Here is an 18,269-nt window from a genome sequence, read left to right as displayed (position 1 = left end):
CGGTATAAAAAACTACTTCTTCTAGATTGCGTTGCGCGTTGCTCCACCTGGAGAACGAACAACGGTTACAAGTTATGCCTGATGACCATAGCGAGTTGGTACCACCCCTTCCCATCCCGAACAGGACCGTGAAACGACTTTGCGCCGATGATAGTGCTGCAACCAGTGTGAAAGTAGGTCATCGTCAGGCTTTTATTAAAAAACCCTCTGAACCAACGTTCAGAGGGTTTTTGCTTTGGAGATTCGATTCACCCAATAGCATCATTTCCTGTAATTTCAGCTTTACGGCAGCAAAACCACTGTGTTTTTAACCAGTTGTCCTGTATGATTCATTGATTCACATAAAGGCCAACTGCGATGATAGGTCGTCTTTCCGGGATTCTGCTCGAAAAAAATCCTCCCCAACTATTGATTGATTGCAACGGCGTCGGCTATGAAGTCGGTGTGCCGATGAGCACTTTCTATAATCTGCCGGGGCTGGGTGAAAAGGTGGCCTTGCTGACGCATCTGGCGATACGCGAAGATGCGCATGTTTTGTATGGTTTTGCTACTGCTGAAGAGCGTAATGTATTCAAGCAGCTGATCAAGATCAGTGGCGTTGGCGCTCGTACCGCGCTGTCCATCTTGTCCGGCATGTCGGTGCAAGATCTGGCGCAGGCGATCACCATGCAGGAAGCCGGCCGGCTCACCAAGGTGCCCGGTATCGGCAAGAAAACAGCCGAGCGCCTGTTGCTCGAATTGAAAGGCAAGTTGGGCGCTGACCTGGGACCGGTCGGCAGCCACCATGCCAGCGATGTCAGCGGCGATATCTTGAATGCCCTGATTGCGCTTGGCTATTCGGACAAGGAGGCCATGTTGGCGCTCAAACAGTTGCCGCCGGATGCTACCGTGTCAGATGGGATCAAATTGGCATTGAAAGCGTTGTCCAAGCTGTAAGTAAATTGCAGCAGCAAGTTGAAGTACGACGGCGCAAAGCTGATCATTATTGCTTTATTGGTGGGGCGGCTGTCTTTTTTTATATCTAATCGCTATAGTCTGGCTACAATCCGAGCATGAGTATCCAAACCGACGACTTCACCGAACAGCGCATTATCGCTGCCACGCCTGCTTCGCCGAACGAAGAGGCGATAGAGCGCGCCTTGCGGCCCAAGCAACTGGACGAATACGTCGGGCAGGAAAAAATACGCGATCAGCTGCAGATATTCATTACCGCCGCCAGGCAACGGCGCGAAGCGCTGGATCATACTTTACTGTTCGGTCCTCCTGGCTTGGGCAAGACAACGCTGGCACATATCATTGCGCGCGAAATGGGCGTCAATCTGCGCCAGACTTCAGGGCCGGTGCTGGAGCGCGCCGGCGATCTGGCTGCATTGCTGACCAATCTTGAAGCCAATGACGTGTTGTTCATCGATGAAATCCATCGTTTGTCGCCGGTGGTGGAAGAAATCCTGTACCCGGCCCTGGAAGATTATCAGATCGACATCATGATCGGCGAAGGCCCGGCAGCGCGCTCGGTGCGCCTGGATCTGCAGCCGTTCACGCTGGTAGGTGCAACGACCAGGGCGGGGATGCTGACCAACCCGCTGCGCGACCGTTTCGGAATTGTCGCCCGCCTCGAATTTTATACGCCGCAACAGCTGAGCAAGATCGTGACCCGTAGTGCTTCCTTGCTGGGAGCGCCGATCGTGGACGATGGCGCCTTTGAAATTGCCAAGCGCAGCCGCGGCACGCCGCGTATCGCCAACCGGCTGTTACGCCGGGTACGCGACTATGCCGAGGTCAAAGGCAATGGTGAAATCACCAAGGCGATGGCAGATGCGGCGCTGGTCATGCTAGATGTCGACCCGGTCGGCTTCGACGTCATGGATAGAAAACTGCTGGAAGCGGTGCTGTTCAAATTCGGCGGCGGCCCGGTCGGCCTGGACAATCTTGCTGCAGCTATCGGCGAAGAACGAGACACCATCGAAGACGTACTGGAGCCGTATTTGATTCAGCAGGGATATTTGCAGCGCACGCCGCGCGGCCGTATTGCTACCCCGCTTGCCTATGCGCATTTTGGCGTAGCAGCGCCGCGTACCGGGCCGAACGGTGAGTTATGGGGGCAAAATTAATCCGCCCGCAAGTGCCGTCGCCGGCGCTGAGCCGATGCCGCCGCAGCCTGTAGCAATACAAATCTGGGTTGATGCCGATGCATGTCCGAACGTCGTCAAGGAAATTCTGTTTCGGGTCGCTGATCGACTACAAATCGTCGTAGTTCTGGTGGCTAATAAATTATTGCGAGTGCCACCGTCGCGCTTCATCAAGGCAGTCCAGGTACCGTCCGGCTTTGATGTTGCCGACCGTGAAATTGTCCGATTGCTGCAAACCGGTGATCTGGTGATCACCGCTGATATCCCCTTGGCTGCCGATGTACTTGAAAAGGGCGGCAAGGCATTGAATCCGCGTGGCGAGTTTTATACCAAAGACAACATCCAGCAGCATCTGACGATGCGTAGTTTCATGGATGAGTTACGCGGTAGCGGCGTGGAAACCGGTGGTCCGGCAGCATTTAGCCAGAGCGACCGGCATTTGTTCGCATCGCAGCTCGATCAGTTTTTACAAAAATCGCGAAAGCGATGAATGTTTCTAATCAACGAGGGACCGCGGGCCCAGTGTCGTCCCGCAATATAAGTATCGGAATATCAATATTTCTATGCTTGTGTAAAAATTAAACGTCACGGACAATACGATAGCCTTCACTAATAGTGTGCAAGCCAACCATGCTCATGTCTACCAAAGCTAACCGTTACGCCAACCAGCTTCTGGATGCGCGAGCGTGTGCCAAATTGATGCCGCTGTTGTCGGCGACTGACGTCCTGACGCCGATGGATGGATACGACATCAGCAAACGCATTCTGGATGCAAGTATCGGCCAAGGCGCCACGCCGGTCGGCCGCAAGGTTGGATTCAGCAATCGCACCATCTGGCCAAAATACGGCATCACCGCTTCTATCAACGCCCCTATCTGGGCGCATGTTTTCGACAACACTGTACGCTACGCCGAAGATAACCGCGGGATTCAAAGCCTGGAGGGTGCGGTGCAGCCGCGTATCGAACCCGAAGTGGTGTTCAGCCTGGGAAAAACGCCGGCGCCGGATGCGGATCTGGAAGAAATCGCCGAATGCATCGAATGGATGGCGCACGCTTTCGAAATTGTCGTGTGCCCGTTCCCGGACTGGAAATTCGAAGCGGTTGATGCCATCGCGGCGTTCGGCCTGCACGGCACGCTGATTGTCGGCGAGCCGCACGTGCTATCGGCCGCGACCCGGCGCAACCTTGCCAGCATGCTGGCCAATGCCAGCGTCTCGTTATCGTGCTGTACCGAAGACTCGGTTACCTTGTGCGGCGCCGGTTTCGGCAGCGATGTGCTGGATAGCCCGGTACACGCTTTGTGGCATTTGCACCAGCTGCTGAATGCACAACAGCAGTTCGCGCCTTTGCAAGCCGGCGAGATTGTCACGACAGGTACCTGGACCGATGCCTATCCGGTGCAGGCCGGGCAGACCTGGGTCACGGCTTTTTCAGGGATTGCGTTACCGGGCCTAACCGTATCGTTCGTTTAAGCTGTTCACGCTATCTGTTAGCGTCAGCAAGAAAAATGCCGTTCAGCTGACAGCTTGAACGGCATTTTTTTGTGAAACTGCTGCTTTCCAGGCAAACGAATTATTCTTCGCGTATCCAGGTCTGGGTACGGCCCAGCAATGGCACGCCGATATAACCGCGCACATTCAATTTCTTGCCATCATCGGCCAGCGCCATTTTGCTTTTGTAGATCTTGCCGTTATCCGGATCAAGAATGGTGCCGCCATTGTATTCGTTACCGTCTTTTTTCATGCCGTTGATGATGGTCATGCCCAAGATAGGCTGGTCTTTCAGCTCGCCTGCGCATTTGACGCATTTCGGATTTTGATCCTGGCTGGGATCGCGCAACAGTTTCTCGATTTTGCCGCGCAGTTCGCCATTGGCTTCGGTAATACGAATCAAAGCCTTAGGCTTGCCAGTATGGTCATCGATGTTTTTCCACAGCCCGACCGCTGAACTGGTGCTCTGAGCAAAAGCGCCGCCGGCCAGCAAGGCGCTGCTGGCGATTGCCGTCATCAAAAGTCGCACTAAAAAAAGTTTATTCATGCTTTGTCTCCTGTTTTTGCCGCACCAGCTACATTACTGCGGGCTGGTGCAACATTGTTATTAAGGAATCAAGATACTTTTAATTTTGCAAACTGTTCGCGCAATTTCTCAAGGGTGCCCGAAAAATTAGCCAGACGCTCCTGCTCCTGGGCAACCACCTGTGCCGGTGCTCTTGCCACAAAGCTCTCATTGCCCAACTTGGCCTGGGCTTTGACTATTTCACCCTCGATACGGGTGATTTCCTTGCCCAGCCGTTCGCGTTCAGCTGCTACATCAATTTCTACTTTGAGCAGCAGCTTAGCATCACCGACAATCGATACCGGTGCCGGCGATTCGGGTAGAGTCTCTACTACTTGCGCTTCTGATAATTTCGCCAGTGCCTGCAGATACGGTGCGAACGACAGCAGCGTGCTTTGCTGCTCTGCCGAACCGGCGATGATCAGCGGCACCCGCAGCGCCGGCGACAATTGCATCTCGCCGCGCAAATTGCGGCAAGCATCCGTCAGCGCCTTCAATTGCGTCATCCAGGTTTCAGCGCTTTCGTCGATCTTTTCCAGATTCGCTTCTGGATAAGGCTGGCGCATGATCGAATCGCCCGCTGCATCGAGTACGTGGCCGGTCAACGGCGCTACGCTTTGCCACAAAGCTTCAGTGACAAACGGAATAATCGGATGCGCCAGGCGCAGCACCACTTCCAGCACGCGCAGCAAGGTGCGGCGGGTAGCGCGTTGCTGCGCTTCGTTGCCTTGCTGGATCTGTACCTTGGCGACTTCCAGATACCAGTCGCAATATTCATCCCAGACAAACTTGTAGATGGCCGAGGCGATATTGTCGAAGCGGTAGTCGGCGAAACCCTTGGCGACGTCGGCTTCGGTACGCTGCAAGAGCGACACGATCCAGCGGTCGGCCTGCGAGAACTGCAGCTTCTCCTTGTCGCAGACACCCGGCGTATGGCCGTCGAAACCGCAGTCTTTACCCTCGGTGTTCATCAGCACGAAGCGGGTAGCGTTCCACAGCTTGTTGCAGAAATTACGGTAGCCGTCGCAGCGGCCGAGGTCGAAATTGATATTGCGGCCCAGCGTCGCCAGCGAGGCAAAGGTAAAGCGCAACGCATCGGTGCCAAAGGCGGGAATGCCATCGGCAAATTCCTTGCGGGTCGCCTTGGCAATGCTGTCGGCCTGCTTGGGATTCATCAGGCCGACCGTGCGTTTCGCCACCAGCGTTTCGAGGTCGATGCCATCGATCAGGTCAATCGGATCGAGCGTATTACCCTTCGACTTCGACATCTTCTGGCCATTGCCATCGCGTACCAGGCCGTGCACGTAGACGGTCTTGAACGGCACCTTGCCGGTAAAGTGGGTGGTCATCATGACCATCCGCGCGACCCAGAAGAAGATGATGTCAAACCCGGTGACCAGCACCGACGATGGCAGGAACATCTTGTAGTCGGGCGTTTCTTCGGGCCAGCCCAGGGTCGAGAACGGCACCAGCGCCGACGAGAACCAGGTGTCGAGCACATCGTCGTCACGCTTGAGTGCGCCGGTATAGCCGGCAGCTGCGGCTTGCGCACGGGCTGCGGCTTCATCGCGGGCGACATAGATCTTGCCGTCGTCGCCATACCAGGCCGGGATCTGATGGCCCCACCACAGTTGGCGTGAAATGCACCAGTCCTGGATATTGTTGAGCCACTGGTTGTACGTATTGCTCCAGTTTTCCGGGATCATCTGGATTTCGCCGTTAGCGACTTTTTCCAGCGCCACCTCGGCAATCGATTTGCCAGGGAAGTGCGTGCCTTCCGGCGCCGGCTTGCTCATGGCGACAAACCATTGATCGGTCAGCATCGGTTCGATCACCACGCCGGTACGGTCGCCGCGCGGCACTACCAGCTTGTGCGGCTTGACCGATTCCAGCAAACCTTGCGCGTCCAGGTCGGCGACGATCTGCTTGCGCGCCACGAAGCGGTCCATGCCCTGATACCGGGCCGGGCCGTTTTCATTGATCTTGGCGTCCAGCGTCAGGATCGTAATCTGCGGCAGCTGATGGCGCTGGCCAACTGCGTAGTCGTTGAAATCATGGGCAGGCGTAATCTTCACGCAGCCAGTACCGAATTCCTTGTCGACATAGCTGTCGGCGATGACCGGGATTTCGCGATCGGTCAGAGGCAGCTTGAGCATCTTGCCGACCAGGTGGATATAACGTTCGTCAGTCGGATCGACTGCAACGGCAACGTCGCCCAGCATGGTTTCCGGGCGCGTGGTGGCGACCGTCAGATGACCGCTGCCGTCGGCGAACGGATAACGGATATGCCACATCGAACCGTCTTCTTCCTCCGACGCCACTTCCAGTTCCGAGATTGCGGTACCCAGCACCGGATCCCAGTTCACCAGCCGCTTGCCGCGATAGATCAGGCCTTGTTCGAACAGCCGTACAAAAACTTCCACCACGGTGCCGGACAGTTTGTCGTCCATCGTGAAGTATTCACGGCTCCAGTCGGTCGAAGCACCCAAGCGGCGCATCTGGCCGGTGATGGTCGAGCCCGACTGTTCTTTCCATTCCCAGACTTTTTCGACGAATTTTTCGCGGCCCAGATCGTGGCGCGAGATTTTTTGTGCATCAAGTTGCCGTTCGACCACAATTTGCGTGGCGATGCCGGCGTGATCGGTGCCAGGAATCCAGGCCGTGTTAAAGCCGCGCATGCGGTGATAACGGGTCAAGCCATCCATGATGGTTTGATTGAAGGCGTGGCCCATGTGTAGCGTGCCGGTCACGTTGGGCGGCGGCAACTGAATACTGAAGGACGGCTTGTCGGCGTCGGTGGTGGCGGTGTAATACCCGCGCTTTTCCCATTCCGTACGCCAGAATTGTTCAATCTCGGCAGGGTCGAAAGACTTGGCTAATTCCATGATTTATTGGGGTTCTTTGCTAAAACGATCTAAAACGATGATTATAAAGTACGCAGCCGACCGGCTCCTAACATTGCTGGTCAGGACACCGTGTTTTTTGACGTAAAGACAAATCGTGTAGACGGATTTGCCACGAATGGGACTTCTATACTTGACCTGAGATAAGGAAGTCCGCATTTTCGATATACCGCAAGCCGATTGCGGGTGTAAAATCCTTTTCGCTGCCTCGAGCTTTGCATGTCGGGACAGCACAACGCTAGGGGTCCTGATTGCTGAAATACCAATGCAATCGGGTGAGAAATACCCTCGAACCTGATCTGGGTAATGCCAGCGAAGGGAAGCTGTCGAGCATATTGTCGGCCGATTCACAAGATTCCACCGTGCTGTTTCGTGAATCCGCGCCGCCAGACTCGAAAACTCCTTTGCTGGCTCCAAGCCAAATGAAATAAATGCAAAGGAGCCATAGTGAACGCCAACCCAAAATTCCTGTCCGCCACTGCTACGGTGGATGAAGCTGCAATCCATCCTCTGCCGAATTCGCGCAAGATCTATATCACCGGCTCGCGTCCCGACATCCGCGTACCAATGCGCCAGGTCAGCCAGTCGGATACGCCGGCCTCGTTCGGCGCCGAAAAGAATCCGCCGATCTATGTCTATGACACCTCGGGACCGTACAGCGATCCTGATGTCAAGATCGATATCCGTTCCGGCCTGGCGACTCCGCGCCTGCCATGGATCATGGAACGCGACGATACCGAAGAATTGCCAGGCCCTAGTTCGCAATACGGCATCGAACGCCTGAACGATCCGAAGCTGGCGGAATTGCGCTTCAACCTGCACCGCAAGCCGCGCCGCGCCAAAACCGGCACTAATGTCTCACAGATGCACTATGCGCGCCAAGGCATCGTCACGCCGGAAATGGAATTCGTCGCGATCCGCGAAAACATGCGCCGCAAGGAATACCTGGAAGAGCTGAAAGCTTCCGGGCCGATGGGCAACAAGCTGGCCGACCTGATGGGCCGCCAGCATCCCGGCCAATCATTCGGCGCCTCGCTGCCGGCAGAAATCACGCCGGAATTCGTGCGCGACGAAATCGCCCGCGGCCGTGCGATCATCCCGGCCAACATCAATCACCCGGAAATCGAACCGATGATCATCGGCCGTAATTTCCTGGTCAAGATCAACGCCAACATCGGCAACTCCGCAGTGACATCCTCGATCGGCGAAGAAGTCGAAAAGATGACCTGGGCGATCCGCTGGGGCGGCGACAACGTCATGGACCTGTCGACCGGCAAGCACATTCACGAAACACGCGAATGGATCATCCGCAATTCGCCAGTGCCGATCGGTACCGTACCGATTTACCAGGCGCTGGAAAAGGTCAACGGCAAAGCCGAAGACCTGACCTGGGAAATTTTCCGCGACACGCTGATCGAACAAGCCGAGCAGGGCGTCGATTATTTCACCATCCATGCCGGCGTACGCCTGCAATACGTGCCGATGACCGCCAAGCGCCTGACCGGCATCGTCAGCCGCGGCGGTTCCATCATGGCCAAATGGTGCTTGGCGCATCATCGCGAATCGTTCTTGTACGACCACTTCGAAGACATCTGCGAAATCATGAAAGCCTATGACGTCAGCTTCAGTCTCGGCGATGGCTTGCGTCCGGGTTCGATCTATGACGCCAACGATGAAGCGCAATTGGGTGAGCTGAAGACCCTGGGCGAACTGACACAGATCGCCTGGAAGCACGATGTGCAAGTGATGATCGAAGGTCCGGGCCATGTGCCGATGCACCTGATCAAGGAAAACATGGACCTGCAGCTGGAACAATGCCACGAAGCGCCGTTCTACACGCTCGGACCATTGACTACCGACATCGCACCGGGCTACGACCACATCACGTCCGGCATCGGCGCCGCCACTATCGGCTGGTACGGTACGGCAATGCTGTGCTACGTCACGCCGAAGGAACATCTCGGCTTGCCGAACAAGGTCGACGTCAAGGACGGCATCATTACCTACAAGATCGCAGCGCATGCAGCCGATCTGGCCAAAGGCCATCCGGGCGCGCAGATTCGCGACAACGCCTTGTCCAAAGCACGCTTCGAATTCCGTTGGGAAGACCAGTTCAATATCGGCCTCGATCCGGACAAGGCGCGTGAATTCCATGACGAAACATTGCCCAAGGACTCCGCCAAGGTGGCGCATTTCTGCTCCATGTGCGGCCCGCATTTCTGTTCCATGAAGATCACGCAGGAAGTGCGCGAATACGCCGCCGCGCAAGGCATTTCCGAAATCGCCGCGATCAAGCAGGGGATGGAAGTGAAGGCCATCGAGTTCGTCAAGAACGGCGCGGAAATCTACAGCAAGCAGTGAGGCCGCTGATGGAAATCGTGCTCAATGGCGCGCCGCATCCGCTGGCCGACGGCGCGAACCTGCAACAGCTGATCGTGGCGCTGGAACTGGCCGGGAAAGCTGTTGCGGTGGCGGTCAACCGGCAGGTGGTGCCGGCCAGCTTGTGGCCGCAACGCATTTTGCAGCCAGAGGACAAGGTCGATGTGGTGCGTGCAATCGGCGGTGGCTGAAATCGTAGCGTGGGCAAGTGTGCCCACCCTACAAAATCTTTTAAAGGATTTGTCATGAATCTGAACTCAAGCCCTGAGACGGGGCAACCGGATACCGGCCTCACTATCGCCGGCAAAACATACAGCTCGCGGCTGCTGGTAGGCAGCGGCAAGTATCGTGACCTGGAGCAAACGCGCGCCGCCACCGAAGCCAGCGGCGCCGAGATCATCACGGTGGCGATCCGGCGCGTCAACATCGGCCAGGACCCGAAGGCGCCCAATTTGCTGGACGTGGTGCCGCCATCGCGTTACACCATACTGCCCAACACGGCGGGCTGCTATACCGCGGCCGACGCGGTTTATACGCTGCAACTCGGGCGTGAATTGCTGAACGGGCACAAGCTGGCCAAGCTGGAAGTACTGGGCGATGAGCGTACGCTGTTTCCCAATATGCCGGAGACATTGAAAGCGGCGGAGGCCTTGGTCAAGGATGGTTTCGACGTCATGGTGTACTGCAGCGACGATCCGATCCAGGCGCGCATACTGGAAGAGATCGGCTGCGTGGCGGTGATGCCGCTGGCGTCGCTGATCGGTTCCGGCATGGGCATTTTGAATCCATGGAATCTGTCGCTGATCATCGAACAGGCCAAAGTGCCGGTGCTGGTCGATGCCGGCGTCGGTACCGCGTCCGATGCGGCGATTGCGATGGAGCTGGGCTGCGACGGTGTATTGATGAATACCGCGATTGCCGGCGCACAGGATCCGATCCGCATGGCCCGGGCGATGCGGCTGGCGATCGAAGCCGGACGCGAAGCCTTTCTCGCCGGCCGGATTCCGAAGCGCTTTGCGGCTTCGCCATCGTCTCCCATGGCGGGACGAGTCAAGTGAGCAGTTCGGTAAACATCGACACGGCCGGTGCAGCAGCGCCGGCCTGCGTGCTGGTGTTTTCCGGTTCGGACCCGAGCGGCGGCGCCGGCATGCAAGCCGACATCACCGCGATTGCAGCGCTCGGTGCGCATCCGCTGTCGGTAGTGACAGTGCTGACGGTACAGGACAACGAGCGGGTGTTCGGCGTCTTCCCGGTCGCTGCGGATCTGGTGCGGCAGCAGGCGCAGGTGCTGGTCGACCGTATCGATATTTCCGCGCTCAAGCTGGGCATCGTCGGCAATCGCGCCAATGCTGAAGCGATTGCCGCAATCATCCGCGACCTGCGTTCACGGCAACCGGATTTGCCGGTGGTGTTTGATCCGGTGCTGGCGACTGGCCATGGCGACAGTCTGGCTAGTGAAGATCCGATAGTGGCGCTCGAACCCCTGTTTCAACTTGCCACGGTGATTACGCCGAACCGGGTCGAAGCTGATCGCCTGTGCGGCGCCCAGGCAAGTCCGGAGCGACAAGCGGCGATGCTGCTTGAGCGTGGTTGCCGACATGTGCTGCTGAAGGGCGGCCATGGTCCGGAACGGCATGAAGTGCTGAATCGCTGGATCAGCAGGACGCAGCAGCGCAACTGGAGCTGGCCGCGCTTGCCGGGCGAGTTTCATGGCAGCGGCTGCACGCTGGCGGCGGCACTTGCAGCGCTGCTGGCGCAAGGCCGGGATATCGAACAGGCGATCGATGCCGCGCAAATATATTGCCAGCAGACTTTGGCCGCATCCTATGCGATTGCTGCCGGCCAGCGCATGCCGAGCCGGACTCTGCCATTTCTAAAATTACGAGGATAAAGCGATGAAGGGCCTATACATCGTCACACCCGATTGGGATGACACCGAGCAGCTGCTGCGCGTAACCGAGCAAGCCTTGCAAGGCGGGGCGGCGCTGCTGCAGTATCGCCACAAAACCGCCGACGCAGCCTTGCGGCAGCAACAGGCAGCAGCGTTGCTGAGCCTGTGCCGTCGTTACCAGCGGCCGTTCATCATCAACGATTATGTCGACCTGTGCCTGGCGCTGGATGCGGATGGCATTCATGTCGGCGGCACCGATGCCAGCGTGGCGGAGGTGCGGGCTATGCTTGGCGCAGACAAGATCGTCGGCGCTTCCTGCTATGGCGACCTGGAACTGGCGCATGCCGCGTATCGTGCCGGCGCCAGCTATGTGGCGTTCGGCGGATTCTATCCATCGCGGGTCAAGAAATATCCGGTAACCACGTCGCCCGATATCGTCACGCGGGCCAAGGCGGAAATCGCTGTGCCGAACGTGGTCATCGGCGGCATGACGCAAGAGAATGCGGCGCCTTTGATTGCCGCCGGCGCTGATATGGTGGCCGCCATCAGCAGTGTTTACCTGGCTGACGATCCGACCGCCGCAGCGCGCAGCTTCGTTGCCTTGTTTGAAAACAGATAGTCGCTCAGGATCGCGGTCACAAGCTGGTCGTAACCGCGACCAATCGTTTTTTGGAGCCAGTCAGGTTTCCAGCAAACTACGCAGCATCCAGGCATTTTTTTCATGCAGCTGCATGCGCTGCGTCAGCAAGTCTGCAGTCGGTTCATCCGCTGCAGCATCTACCACCGGGAAAATCGAACGCGCGGTGCGGGTCACCGATTCCTGTCCCTGCACCAGTTGCTGGATCATGGCAGTCGCGGTCGGTACGCCTTCTTCCTCCGAAATCGAAGTCAGCTTGGCAAAGGCCTTGTAGGTAGCCGGCGCGGGATAGCCGAGCGCGCGTATCCGTTCCGCAATCAAATCCACCGCCAGCCAGAGTTCGTTGTACTGGGTTTCGAACATCAGGTGCAATGTATTGAACATCGGCCCGGTCACGTTCCAGTGGAAATTATGGGTTTTCAGATACAGGGTGTAGGTATCGGCCAGCAGCTTGCTGAGTCCGTCGGCGATCTTCTTGCGGTCCTTGTCGCTGATGCCGATATCGATGACTGCCACGTTTTTCTTTACCATTGCGTTACTCCTTCTTCTAACAGTGATGGTTGAAGACTTGCAGTTCAATTCTATGTCAATTTGCCAGAGGCAAAGGAATGCATGTGTTTGAGCATCGCAGCAATATGCGTTTGTGGCACAGTTCCTGGCGCACTACACCAGCTGCGAGCGGCGATACATGCTGACTGTCAACGCCACCGCCGCCAGCGACGCGAGTGCGGCAAACAGGAATACCTCGGCATAGCCGAACTCGCTCACGATCAATCCCGCCAGCGGACCGGTGACGCCCAGGGCCAGATCGAGGAACACCGAGTAGGCGCCCAAGGCGCTGCCGCGGTTATTGGCCGGCACCAGGTTCACCGCTTCCACCCCGAGCGCAGGGAAGATCAAGGCAAAACCGAAGCCGGTGAGCGCCGCGCCAACCAGCGCCAGCGACGGCGAACCGGCTTGCCACAGCAATAGCAGGCCGAGCGCTTCCACCGAAAAACAGATGATCGCGACCCGGAAGCCGCCAAAGCGCGAGATGGTGTGGGCAAACAGCAGGCGCGCGCCGACAAAAGAGGTGCCGAACATGGTCAGTGCAAATGCCGCATTCGGCCACTGGTGGCTGGCATAAAACAAGGTGATGAAAGTGGCGATGGAACCGAAACCGACCGAGCCCAATGCAAGGCCCATGCCGTGTGGAAATACTTTGCGCAATACGTGTTGAAACGGCAAGTGCTCGCCGCGCACCACGGCTGTCGCGGCTTTCAGGCGCGCCAGGAAGAAGCCGCCTAGCGACAATACCGTTACTGTAATGCCCACTGCCGCCAGGCCCCAGTGATGAGCGATCACGACACCCAGCGGCGCGCCTATCGCCAGCGCGCCATAGGTGGCGATGCCGTTCCAGGAAATCATGCGCGCCGTGTGCCGGGCGCCAACCCGGCCTATGCCCCAGGTAATCGCACCGGTGCCCACCATGCTCTCGCCGCAGCCAAGCACCAGGCGGCCGGTCAGCAGGAGAGCCAGGCTAAGCGCCGGTATGTGCGTAAACATTGCGGCGGCCAGCAGGAAGGCGCCGCTGATGCTGCAAGCGATCAAACCGCGTAATACGGCGGTTTTGGGGCCGACCGAATCGGCCATGCGGCCAGCCAGCGGGCGGCTCAGCAAAGTCGCCAGGTATTGCATGCTGATCGCCAGGCCGGCCAGCACCGAGCTGTAGCCGAGGTCGGTGTGGACATAGCCGGGCAGTACTGCCAGCGGAATGCCGATGGCCAGATAGCAAATGAAAGTAAAAAATGCAGTGGAGACAATATGGAAAGTAACTGCAGTTTCGGCGCTTGCGGTGATCTCGACGGCCTCGGATGGCGGCTGGACGGCGCGGTCGAGACGAACTTCTTCTGACATGATGGACGACTTGGTAGGTGGGGGTTGATTGTTGCGAAGGTGTGGACAATGATGCAATGCGGTATTTTACGCTTCTAGCCCGGAGATTGCTGGCGTCGGCCATTCCGGCCATAAGCTTGTACTGAGTTCAGCCGGGTTAAACCAAGATCAATCATGATCTGGTCGTCAGGCAAGTGCACCCGCAGCTTATAATGTGGGGATGCAAAATCTTCTTCATAACCTCAATCCAGAACAACTCGCGGCGGTTACCTTGCCTGCGCAATCGGCGCTTATCCTGGCCGGCGCCGGCTCCGGCAAGACGCGCGTGCTGACTACCCGCATCGCCTGGCTGATCCAGACCGGCCAGGTATCGCCGGCCGGCGTGCTGGCGGTGACGTTTACCAATAAAGCCTCGAAAGAAATGATGACGCGCTTGTCGGCGATGTTGCCGATCAACACGCGCGGTATGTGGATCGGCACTTTCCACGGCTTGTGCAATCGACTGCTGCGCGCCCACTATCGCGATGCCGGATTGCCGCAGACTTTCCAGATCCTGGATTCGCAGGACCAGTTATCGGCGATCAAGCGCCTGCTGAAAGCGATGAATGTCGATGATGAAAAATATCCGCCGCGCAATCTGATGTACTTCATCAACGGCGCCAAGGACCAAGGTTTGCGCGCCAACGAAGTCGAAGCTAACGACGATTACAACCGCAAGTTCGTCGAACTGTACGATTTGTACGACCAGCAATGCCAGCGCGAGGGCGTGGTCGATTTTGCCGAGCTGTTGTTGCGCACCTATGAACTGCTGAGCCGCAACCAACCCTTGCGTGAACACTATCAGTCGCGGTTCCAGCACATCCTGGTGGACGAGTTCCAGGATACCAACGATCTGCAATACAAATGGCTCAAGCTGATGGCCGGCCAGCGTGGCGCGGTGTTTGCTGTCGGCGATGACGACCAGAGCATCTACGCCTTCCGCGGCGCGAATGTCGGCAACATGGCCGCGTTCGAGCGCGAATTCCGGGTCGAAAACGTGATCAAGCTGGAGCAGAATTATCGTTCGCACGGCCATATCCTGGATAGCGCCAATACCCTCATTGCCAACAATACCAAACGTCTCGGCAAGAATTTGCGCACCGATGCCGGTCATGGCGAACAGGTCAGAATCTACGAAGCTACCAGCGATTTGCAGGAAGCGCAGTGGATTATCGAAGAAACCAAGAGCCTGATCAATGAAGGCGCCACACGCAGCGAAATCGCCGTGCTGTACCGCTCCAATGCGCAGTCGCGGGTGATTGAACATGCGTTGGTGGCGTCCGGCATTCCTTATCGCGTCTACGGCGGCCAGCGTTATTTCGAACGTGCGGAAGTCAAGCATGCGGTCGCCTATTTGCAGCTGATGGATAATCCGCACAACGATTCGGCGTTCTTGCGCGTGGTGAATTTCCCCGCACGCGGGATAGGCGCGCGCTCCCTGGAACAACTGCAGGATGCCGCCAAACAATACGGCATTTCCCTCTACGCAGCGGTGCCGTACGTGGCCGGCAAGGCCGGCGCCACCTTGGGCTCCTTCCTGAAACTGGTCGAAGGCGGGCGCTTTGAAACCCAGCATCTGCCGCTGCCGGAAATGGTGCAGATCGTGCTCGACATGAGCGGCTTGATGCAGCACTACCGTAACGAAAGGGAAGGCGCAGACCGTATCGAGAATCTGGAGCAGCTAGTCAATGCTGCCGCCTTGTTTGTCTCGGAGGAAGGATTTGGCGCCGATGCGCCGGCTTTGCTCGGACCCAAGGCGCAAGCGGTGGCAGGCGCCGCGATCACGACGGCCGACGGCATTGAAATTTTCGATGCCGATGCGCCGCTGGCGGCGGTGATGTCGCCGTTGTCGGCCTTCCTCTCGCATGCTTCGCTGGAGGCTGGAAACAATCAGGCCCAGGCCGGCGAGGACGCCTTGCAACTGATGACAGTGCACTCAGCCAAAGGCCTGGAGTTCGACGCGGTGTTCATCACCGGTCTGGAAGAGGGCTTGTTCCCGCACGAGAATTCGCAGAAAGAAGATGCCGGCGTAGAAGAAGAGCGGCGCCTGATGTACGTCGCCATCACGCGCGCCAAGAAGCGTCTTTACATGAGTTTTTCGCAAACCCGGATGCTGCATGGCCAGACCCGTTACAACATGCGTTCACGCTTTTTTGACGAGTTGCCGGAAGACGCCTTGAAATGGCTGTCGCCGAAAGTGCAGCAGCATAGCTGGTTCGCGCATTCGAAATCGGCTTGGGACGAGGCGCCGGAGAAGGCGGCCAACAGCATCGCCAAGAATTTCGGCAAGCGCGATATCGGCTGGCGCATAGGCGAAAATGTGGAGCACCTGAAATTCGGTGAAGGCGTGATCGTCAATATCGAAGGCAGCGGCGGCAACGCCCGTGCCCATATCAATTTCGGCAAGCACGGCATGAAGTTGCTGGATCTGAGCGTGGCGAAGCTGGAAAAGATCGCGTAGGAAGGTGGGCAGCTATGCCCACCCTGCGCCTACTCTTGCGCAGGAGCTTCCTGCGACGGCGGTGAATCGGCCTCCGGCTTGCCGAAGATGTGGGTGTACGTCGGGTAGAAAGAGCAATACATCACCACTGTCAGCGCAATCGATAGCGGCAACAGGATCATGAGCGTGACAGCCTGATTGCCGACCAGCACCGCAATCAATACGCTGATGATCGCCGGCAGCACAACGCCGATGGCGGCCCACGCCAAGCCATAGACGGTAAAGGCTTTCATCTCGCGCGATACCGCGAAGAAGCTGTAGAAAATGGCTTTCGATACCCCCATTTTTTGCCACATGATGAGCGGCGCCGCATACCAGAATGCCATTGCCGCCGGGACGTAGACCGCGGCAGAAAACAGCATCGCCAGCGACATGTTGGACTGTTGAATCTCTTTGGCGTCGAGCGCGGTCTGGCCGGTTATCGCGGCCCAGAACACGCCGCCGTCAATCAGGGTCGAGGCGGCAAGTGCAATGACCGCCGCCACCAGGTAGAGGGCGCCCAATGTCAGCAGGTTCTTCAAGGCCGGCGAGCGAAAGCCGATCAGCAACAGATTGGGATAGACGCGTTTGCCTTGTTCAATATTCACGCAAGCCTGCATGAAGGACATGGCAAATACCGGGACCAGAACCAGCGGTAGCACCTGCCCTAATAGCGGGACGATATTCAGCGCCAGCATCAAGAACATATAAGCCAGGAATAGCGTGGAGATTTCGGCCGGTTGTTTGCGGAACAGCGCAAACCCTTCCTTTATCCATATCCATCCGGTTTTTGCAGGCAATTTTTCCATTATTTCAATCAAGAATTTCGCTTAATAATTTAGCTTAATACAGGGCCGGGGCCGGGTGGGCCACACGTTGTCGCAAAATCCGTTCGAAGTGGCCTGGATCGTGCGGGGTCAACATTTCTGCAGCGCGCGGTAAATAAAAGTCATAGAGGCGCGATAACCAGAAGCGCAGGGCGCCGGCGCGCAACATGGCCTGCCAGGCGTCTCGCTCCGCGGCGCTGAACGGGCGCACTGCATGGTAGGCATCCAGCATCGCTCTTACCCTGGCAATGTCAAGCTGGCCGTCAGCCAGGTCGATGCACCAGTCATTCACCGTCACTGCCAGGTCGAACAGCCAGGTATCGCAACCCGCAAAGTAGAAATCAAAAAATCCTGTCAGCCGGTCGCCGTCGAACATCACGTTGTTGCGGAACAGGTCGGCGTGCACCGGGCCGTTCGGCAGTTGGCGATAAGTCTCGGAGGCGGCGAATGTCTCCTGGAACGCCATCTCGCTGCGCAATAGCTGTTGCCGGTCTTCTGGCAGATACGGCAATACCACCGGAGTGGTTTCGCGCCACCAGGGCAGGCCGCGCAAATTGGGTTGGCGAATTGGAAAGTCTTGTGCCGCCAGATGCATTTTTGCCAGCATCGCGCCCACTTCAGCGCAATGTACCGCTGCCGGCGCCAGTTGGCAATCGCCCTCCAGCTTGGTGACGATGGCAGCCGGCTTGCCGTGCAGGGGATTGAGGATCTGGCCCTGCAGGTTGGCGATAGGCTCGGGCACCAGTACGCCGCGCTGCGCCAGATGGCGCATCAATTCCAGGTAAAACGGCAATTGTTCGAAACTCAGCTTCTCAAACACCGTCAGCACATATTCTCCGCGCTCGGTATTGATGAAAAAATTACTGTTTTCGATGCCGGAGGAGATCCCCCGGATCGCCAGTGCCTTGCCTAAGGAAAAGGGAGGGATCCACTGTGTGAGATCGTCTAGCGTGACGGGGGTAAATACTGCCATGGGAAAAATCGGGGAAAGGACAAGGGCGATGCCATGTCGGAATAATGTCGGGATAAATACGCGGCGTACACGCGGTGGTTA

The 18,269-nt window shown here is 57.5% G+C and carries 16 protein-coding genes, 1 rRNA gene and 1 riboswitch; of the genes, 11 read left to right on the top strand and 6 right to left on the bottom strand.

Annotation, left to right across the window (positions count from 1 at the left end; all coding sequences use genetic code 11):
• The first annotated feature begins 77 nt into the window (after nt 1-77).
• The 5 genes from rrf to BLV81_RS05970 all read left to right on the top strand — a co-directional run bounded on the left by rrf (nt 78) and on the right by BLV81_RS05970 (nt 3,602).
• Nucleotides 78-190: ribosomal RNA gene (rrf, locus tag BLV81_RS05990) — 5S ribosomal RNA — on the top strand.
• Nucleotides 191-357: 167 nt separating this feature from the next.
• On the top strand, nt 358-936 hold the full coding sequence (ruvA, locus tag BLV81_RS05985; RefSeq protein WP_092353386.1) for a Holliday junction branch migration protein RuvA: 579 nt from the start codon (nt 358-360) through the stop codon (nt 934-936).
• A gap of 116 nt (nt 937-1,052) precedes the next feature.
• On the top strand, nt 1,053-2,111 hold the full coding sequence (gene ruvB / locus BLV81_RS05980; RefSeq protein WP_092353384.1) for a Holliday junction branch migration DNA helicase RuvB: 1,059 nt from the start codon (nt 1,053-1,055) through the stop codon (nt 2,109-2,111).
• A 55-nt stretch (nt 2,112-2,166) separates the two neighbouring features.
• Entirely contained in the window at nt 2,167-2,619 is a 453-nt protein-coding gene (locus tag BLV81_RS05975; protein WP_092353438.1) for a YaiI/YqxD family protein, read from the top strand.
• A 140-nt stretch (nt 2,620-2,759) separates the two neighbouring features.
• Complete coding sequence (locus tag BLV81_RS05970; protein WP_092353382.1) at nt 2,760-3,602, top strand: 2-keto-4-pentenoate hydratase; 843 nt, start codon at nt 2,760-2,762, stop codon at nt 3,600-3,602.
• A 100-nt stretch (nt 3,603-3,702) separates the two neighbouring features.
• On the opposite strand, the gene BLV81_RS05965 is transcribed toward BLV81_RS05970, so the two are convergent.
• Together BLV81_RS05965 and BLV81_RS05960 are read right to left on the bottom strand one after the other, a co-directional pair.
• The gene (locus tag BLV81_RS05965) at nt 3,703-4,167 is read right to left on the bottom strand and encodes a DUF2147 domain-containing protein (RefSeq protein WP_369823815.1); all 465 of its coding nucleotides are present in this window, start codon (nt 4,165-4,167) and stop codon (nt 3,703-3,705) included.
• A 68-nt stretch (nt 4,168-4,235) separates the two neighbouring features.
• Complete coding sequence (locus BLV81_RS05960) at nt 4,236-7,070, bottom strand: valine--tRNA ligase (protein ID WP_092353380.1); 2,835 nt, start codon at nt 7,068-7,070, stop codon at nt 4,236-4,238.
• A gap of 248 nt (nt 7,071-7,318) precedes the next feature.
• Nucleotides 7,319-7,426, top strand: a riboswitch (TPP riboswitch).
• Between the two features lie 109 nt (nt 7,427-7,535).
• Here BLV81_RS05960 and thiC point away from each other — a divergent pair.
• The 5 genes from thiC to thiE are packed head-to-tail and all read left to right on the top strand — an operon-like array spanning nt 7,536 to nt 11,977.
• Nucleotides 7,536-9,449 (top strand): phosphomethylpyrimidine synthase ThiC, encoded by a 1,914-nt coding sequence (gene thiC, locus BLV81_RS05955; protein ID WP_092353378.1) that lies wholly within the window; start codon nt 7,536-7,538, stop codon nt 9,447-9,449.
• An 8-nt stretch (nt 9,450-9,457) separates the two neighbouring features.
• Nucleotides 9,458-9,658: a sulfur carrier protein ThiS gene (gene thiS, locus BLV81_RS05950; RefSeq protein ID WP_092353376.1), complete on the top strand. Its 201-nt coding sequence runs from the start codon at nt 9,458-9,460 to the stop codon at nt 9,656-9,658.
• Between the two features lie 54 nt (nt 9,659-9,712).
• Nucleotides 9,713-10,525, top strand: a complete 813-nt coding sequence (locus BLV81_RS05945) for a thiazole synthase (protein WP_092353374.1) — start codon at nt 9,713-9,715, stop codon at nt 10,523-10,525.
• 14 nt (nt 10,526-10,539) lie between these two features.
• Entirely contained in the window at nt 10,540-11,358 is an 819-nt protein-coding gene (locus tag BLV81_RS05940; RefSeq protein WP_092353434.1) for a bifunctional hydroxymethylpyrimidine kinase/phosphomethylpyrimidine kinase, read from the top strand.
• Between the two features lie 4 nt (nt 11,359-11,362).
• The gene (gene thiE / locus BLV81_RS05935) at nt 11,363-11,977 is read left to right on the top strand and encodes a thiamine phosphate synthase (RefSeq protein WP_092353372.1); all 615 of its coding nucleotides are present in this window, start codon (nt 11,363-11,365) and stop codon (nt 11,975-11,977) included.
• Nucleotides 11,978-12,037: 60 nt separating this feature from the next.
• Here thiE and BLV81_RS05930 read toward each other — a convergent pair whose 3' ends face one another.
• Together BLV81_RS05930 and BLV81_RS05925 are read right to left on the bottom strand one after the other, a co-directional pair.
• Nucleotides 12,038-12,526, bottom strand: coding sequence for a Dps family protein (locus tag BLV81_RS05930; protein ID WP_092353370.1), 489 nt, complete (start codon nt 12,524-12,526; stop codon nt 12,038-12,040).
• A 132-nt stretch (nt 12,527-12,658) separates the two neighbouring features.
• The gene (locus BLV81_RS05925) at nt 12,659-13,891 is read right to left on the bottom strand and encodes an MFS transporter (protein WP_255364989.1); all 1,233 of its coding nucleotides are present in this window, start codon (nt 13,889-13,891) and stop codon (nt 12,659-12,661) included.
• Nucleotides 13,892-14,090: 199 nt separating this feature from the next.
• Here BLV81_RS05925 and BLV81_RS05920 point away from each other — a divergent pair, with 199 nt between their 5' ends.
• A complete protein-coding gene (locus BLV81_RS05920; protein ID WP_092353368.1) occupies nt 14,091-16,370 on the top strand; it encodes a UvrD-helicase domain-containing protein in 2,280 nt (759 codons plus the stop codon).
• A 29-nt stretch (nt 16,371-16,399) separates the two neighbouring features.
• Here BLV81_RS05920 and BLV81_RS05915 read toward each other — a convergent pair whose 3' ends face one another.
• Both BLV81_RS05915 and BLV81_RS05910 read right to left on the bottom strand, forming a co-directional pair.
• Entirely contained in the window at nt 16,400-17,197 is a 798-nt protein-coding gene (locus BLV81_RS05915) for a BPSS1780 family membrane protein (protein WP_092353366.1), read from the bottom strand.
• Nucleotides 17,198-17,231: 34 nt separating this feature from the next.
• A complete protein-coding gene (locus tag BLV81_RS05910; protein WP_092353364.1) occupies nt 17,232-18,188 on the bottom strand; it encodes a homoserine kinase in 957 nt (318 codons plus the stop codon).
• Nucleotides 18,189-18,269: the final 81 nt, after the last annotated feature.

This window comes from Collimonas sp. OK242 (assembly GCF_900107095.1).
Classification (GTDB): Bacteria; Pseudomonadota; Gammaproteobacteria; order Burkholderiales; family Burkholderiaceae_D; genus Collimonas.
Note: the sequence above shows the minus strand (reverse complement) of the source record. Positions and strands in the feature narration are given on the sequence as shown.

Excerpts from the sequence above, each read along its gene's own strand:
- ruvA (WP_092353386.1), top strand. The coding sequence starts at position 358 with ATGATAGGTCGTCTTTCCGGGATTCTGCTCGAAAAAAATCCTCCCCAA.
- ruvB (WP_092353384.1), top strand. The coding sequence starts at position 1,053 with ATGAGTATCCAAACCGACGACTTCACCGAACAGCGCATTATCGCTGCC.
- BLV81_RS05970 (WP_092353382.1), top strand. The coding sequence starts at position 2,760 with ATGCTCATGTCTACCAAAGCTAACCGTTACGCCAACCAGCTTCTGGAT.
- BLV81_RS05965 (WP_369823815.1), bottom strand. The coding sequence starts at position 4,167 with ATGAATAAACTTTTTTTAGTGCGACTTTTGATGACGGCAATCGCCAGC.
- BLV81_RS05960 (WP_092353380.1), bottom strand. The coding sequence starts at position 7,070 with ATGGAATTAGCCAAGTCTTTCGACCCTGCCGAGATTGAACAATTCTGG.
- thiS (WP_092353376.1), top strand. The coding sequence starts at position 9,458 with ATGGAAATCGTGCTCAATGGCGCGCCGCATCCGCTGGCCGACGGCGCG.
- BLV81_RS05945 (WP_092353374.1), top strand. The coding sequence starts at position 9,713 with ATGAATCTGAACTCAAGCCCTGAGACGGGGCAACCGGATACCGGCCTC.
- thiE (WP_092353372.1), top strand. The coding sequence starts at position 11,363 with ATGAAGGGCCTATACATCGTCACACCCGATTGGGATGACACCGAGCAG.
- BLV81_RS05930 (WP_092353370.1), bottom strand. The coding sequence starts at position 12,526 with ATGGTAAAGAAAAACGTGGCAGTCATCGATATCGGCATCAGCGACAAG.
- BLV81_RS05925 (WP_255364989.1), bottom strand. The coding sequence starts at position 13,891 with ATGTCAGAAGAAGTTCGTCTCGACCGCGCCGTCCAGCCGCCATCCGAG.
- BLV81_RS05920 (WP_092353368.1), top strand. The coding sequence starts at position 14,091 with ATGCAAAATCTTCTTCATAACCTCAATCCAGAACAACTCGCGGCGGTT.
- BLV81_RS05915 (WP_092353366.1), bottom strand. The coding sequence starts at position 17,197 with ATGGAAAAATTGCCTGCAAAAACCGGATGGATATGGATAAAGGAAGGG.
- BLV81_RS05910 (WP_092353364.1), bottom strand. The coding sequence starts at position 18,188 with ATGGCAGTATTTACCCCCGTCACGCTAGACGATCTCACACAGTGGATC.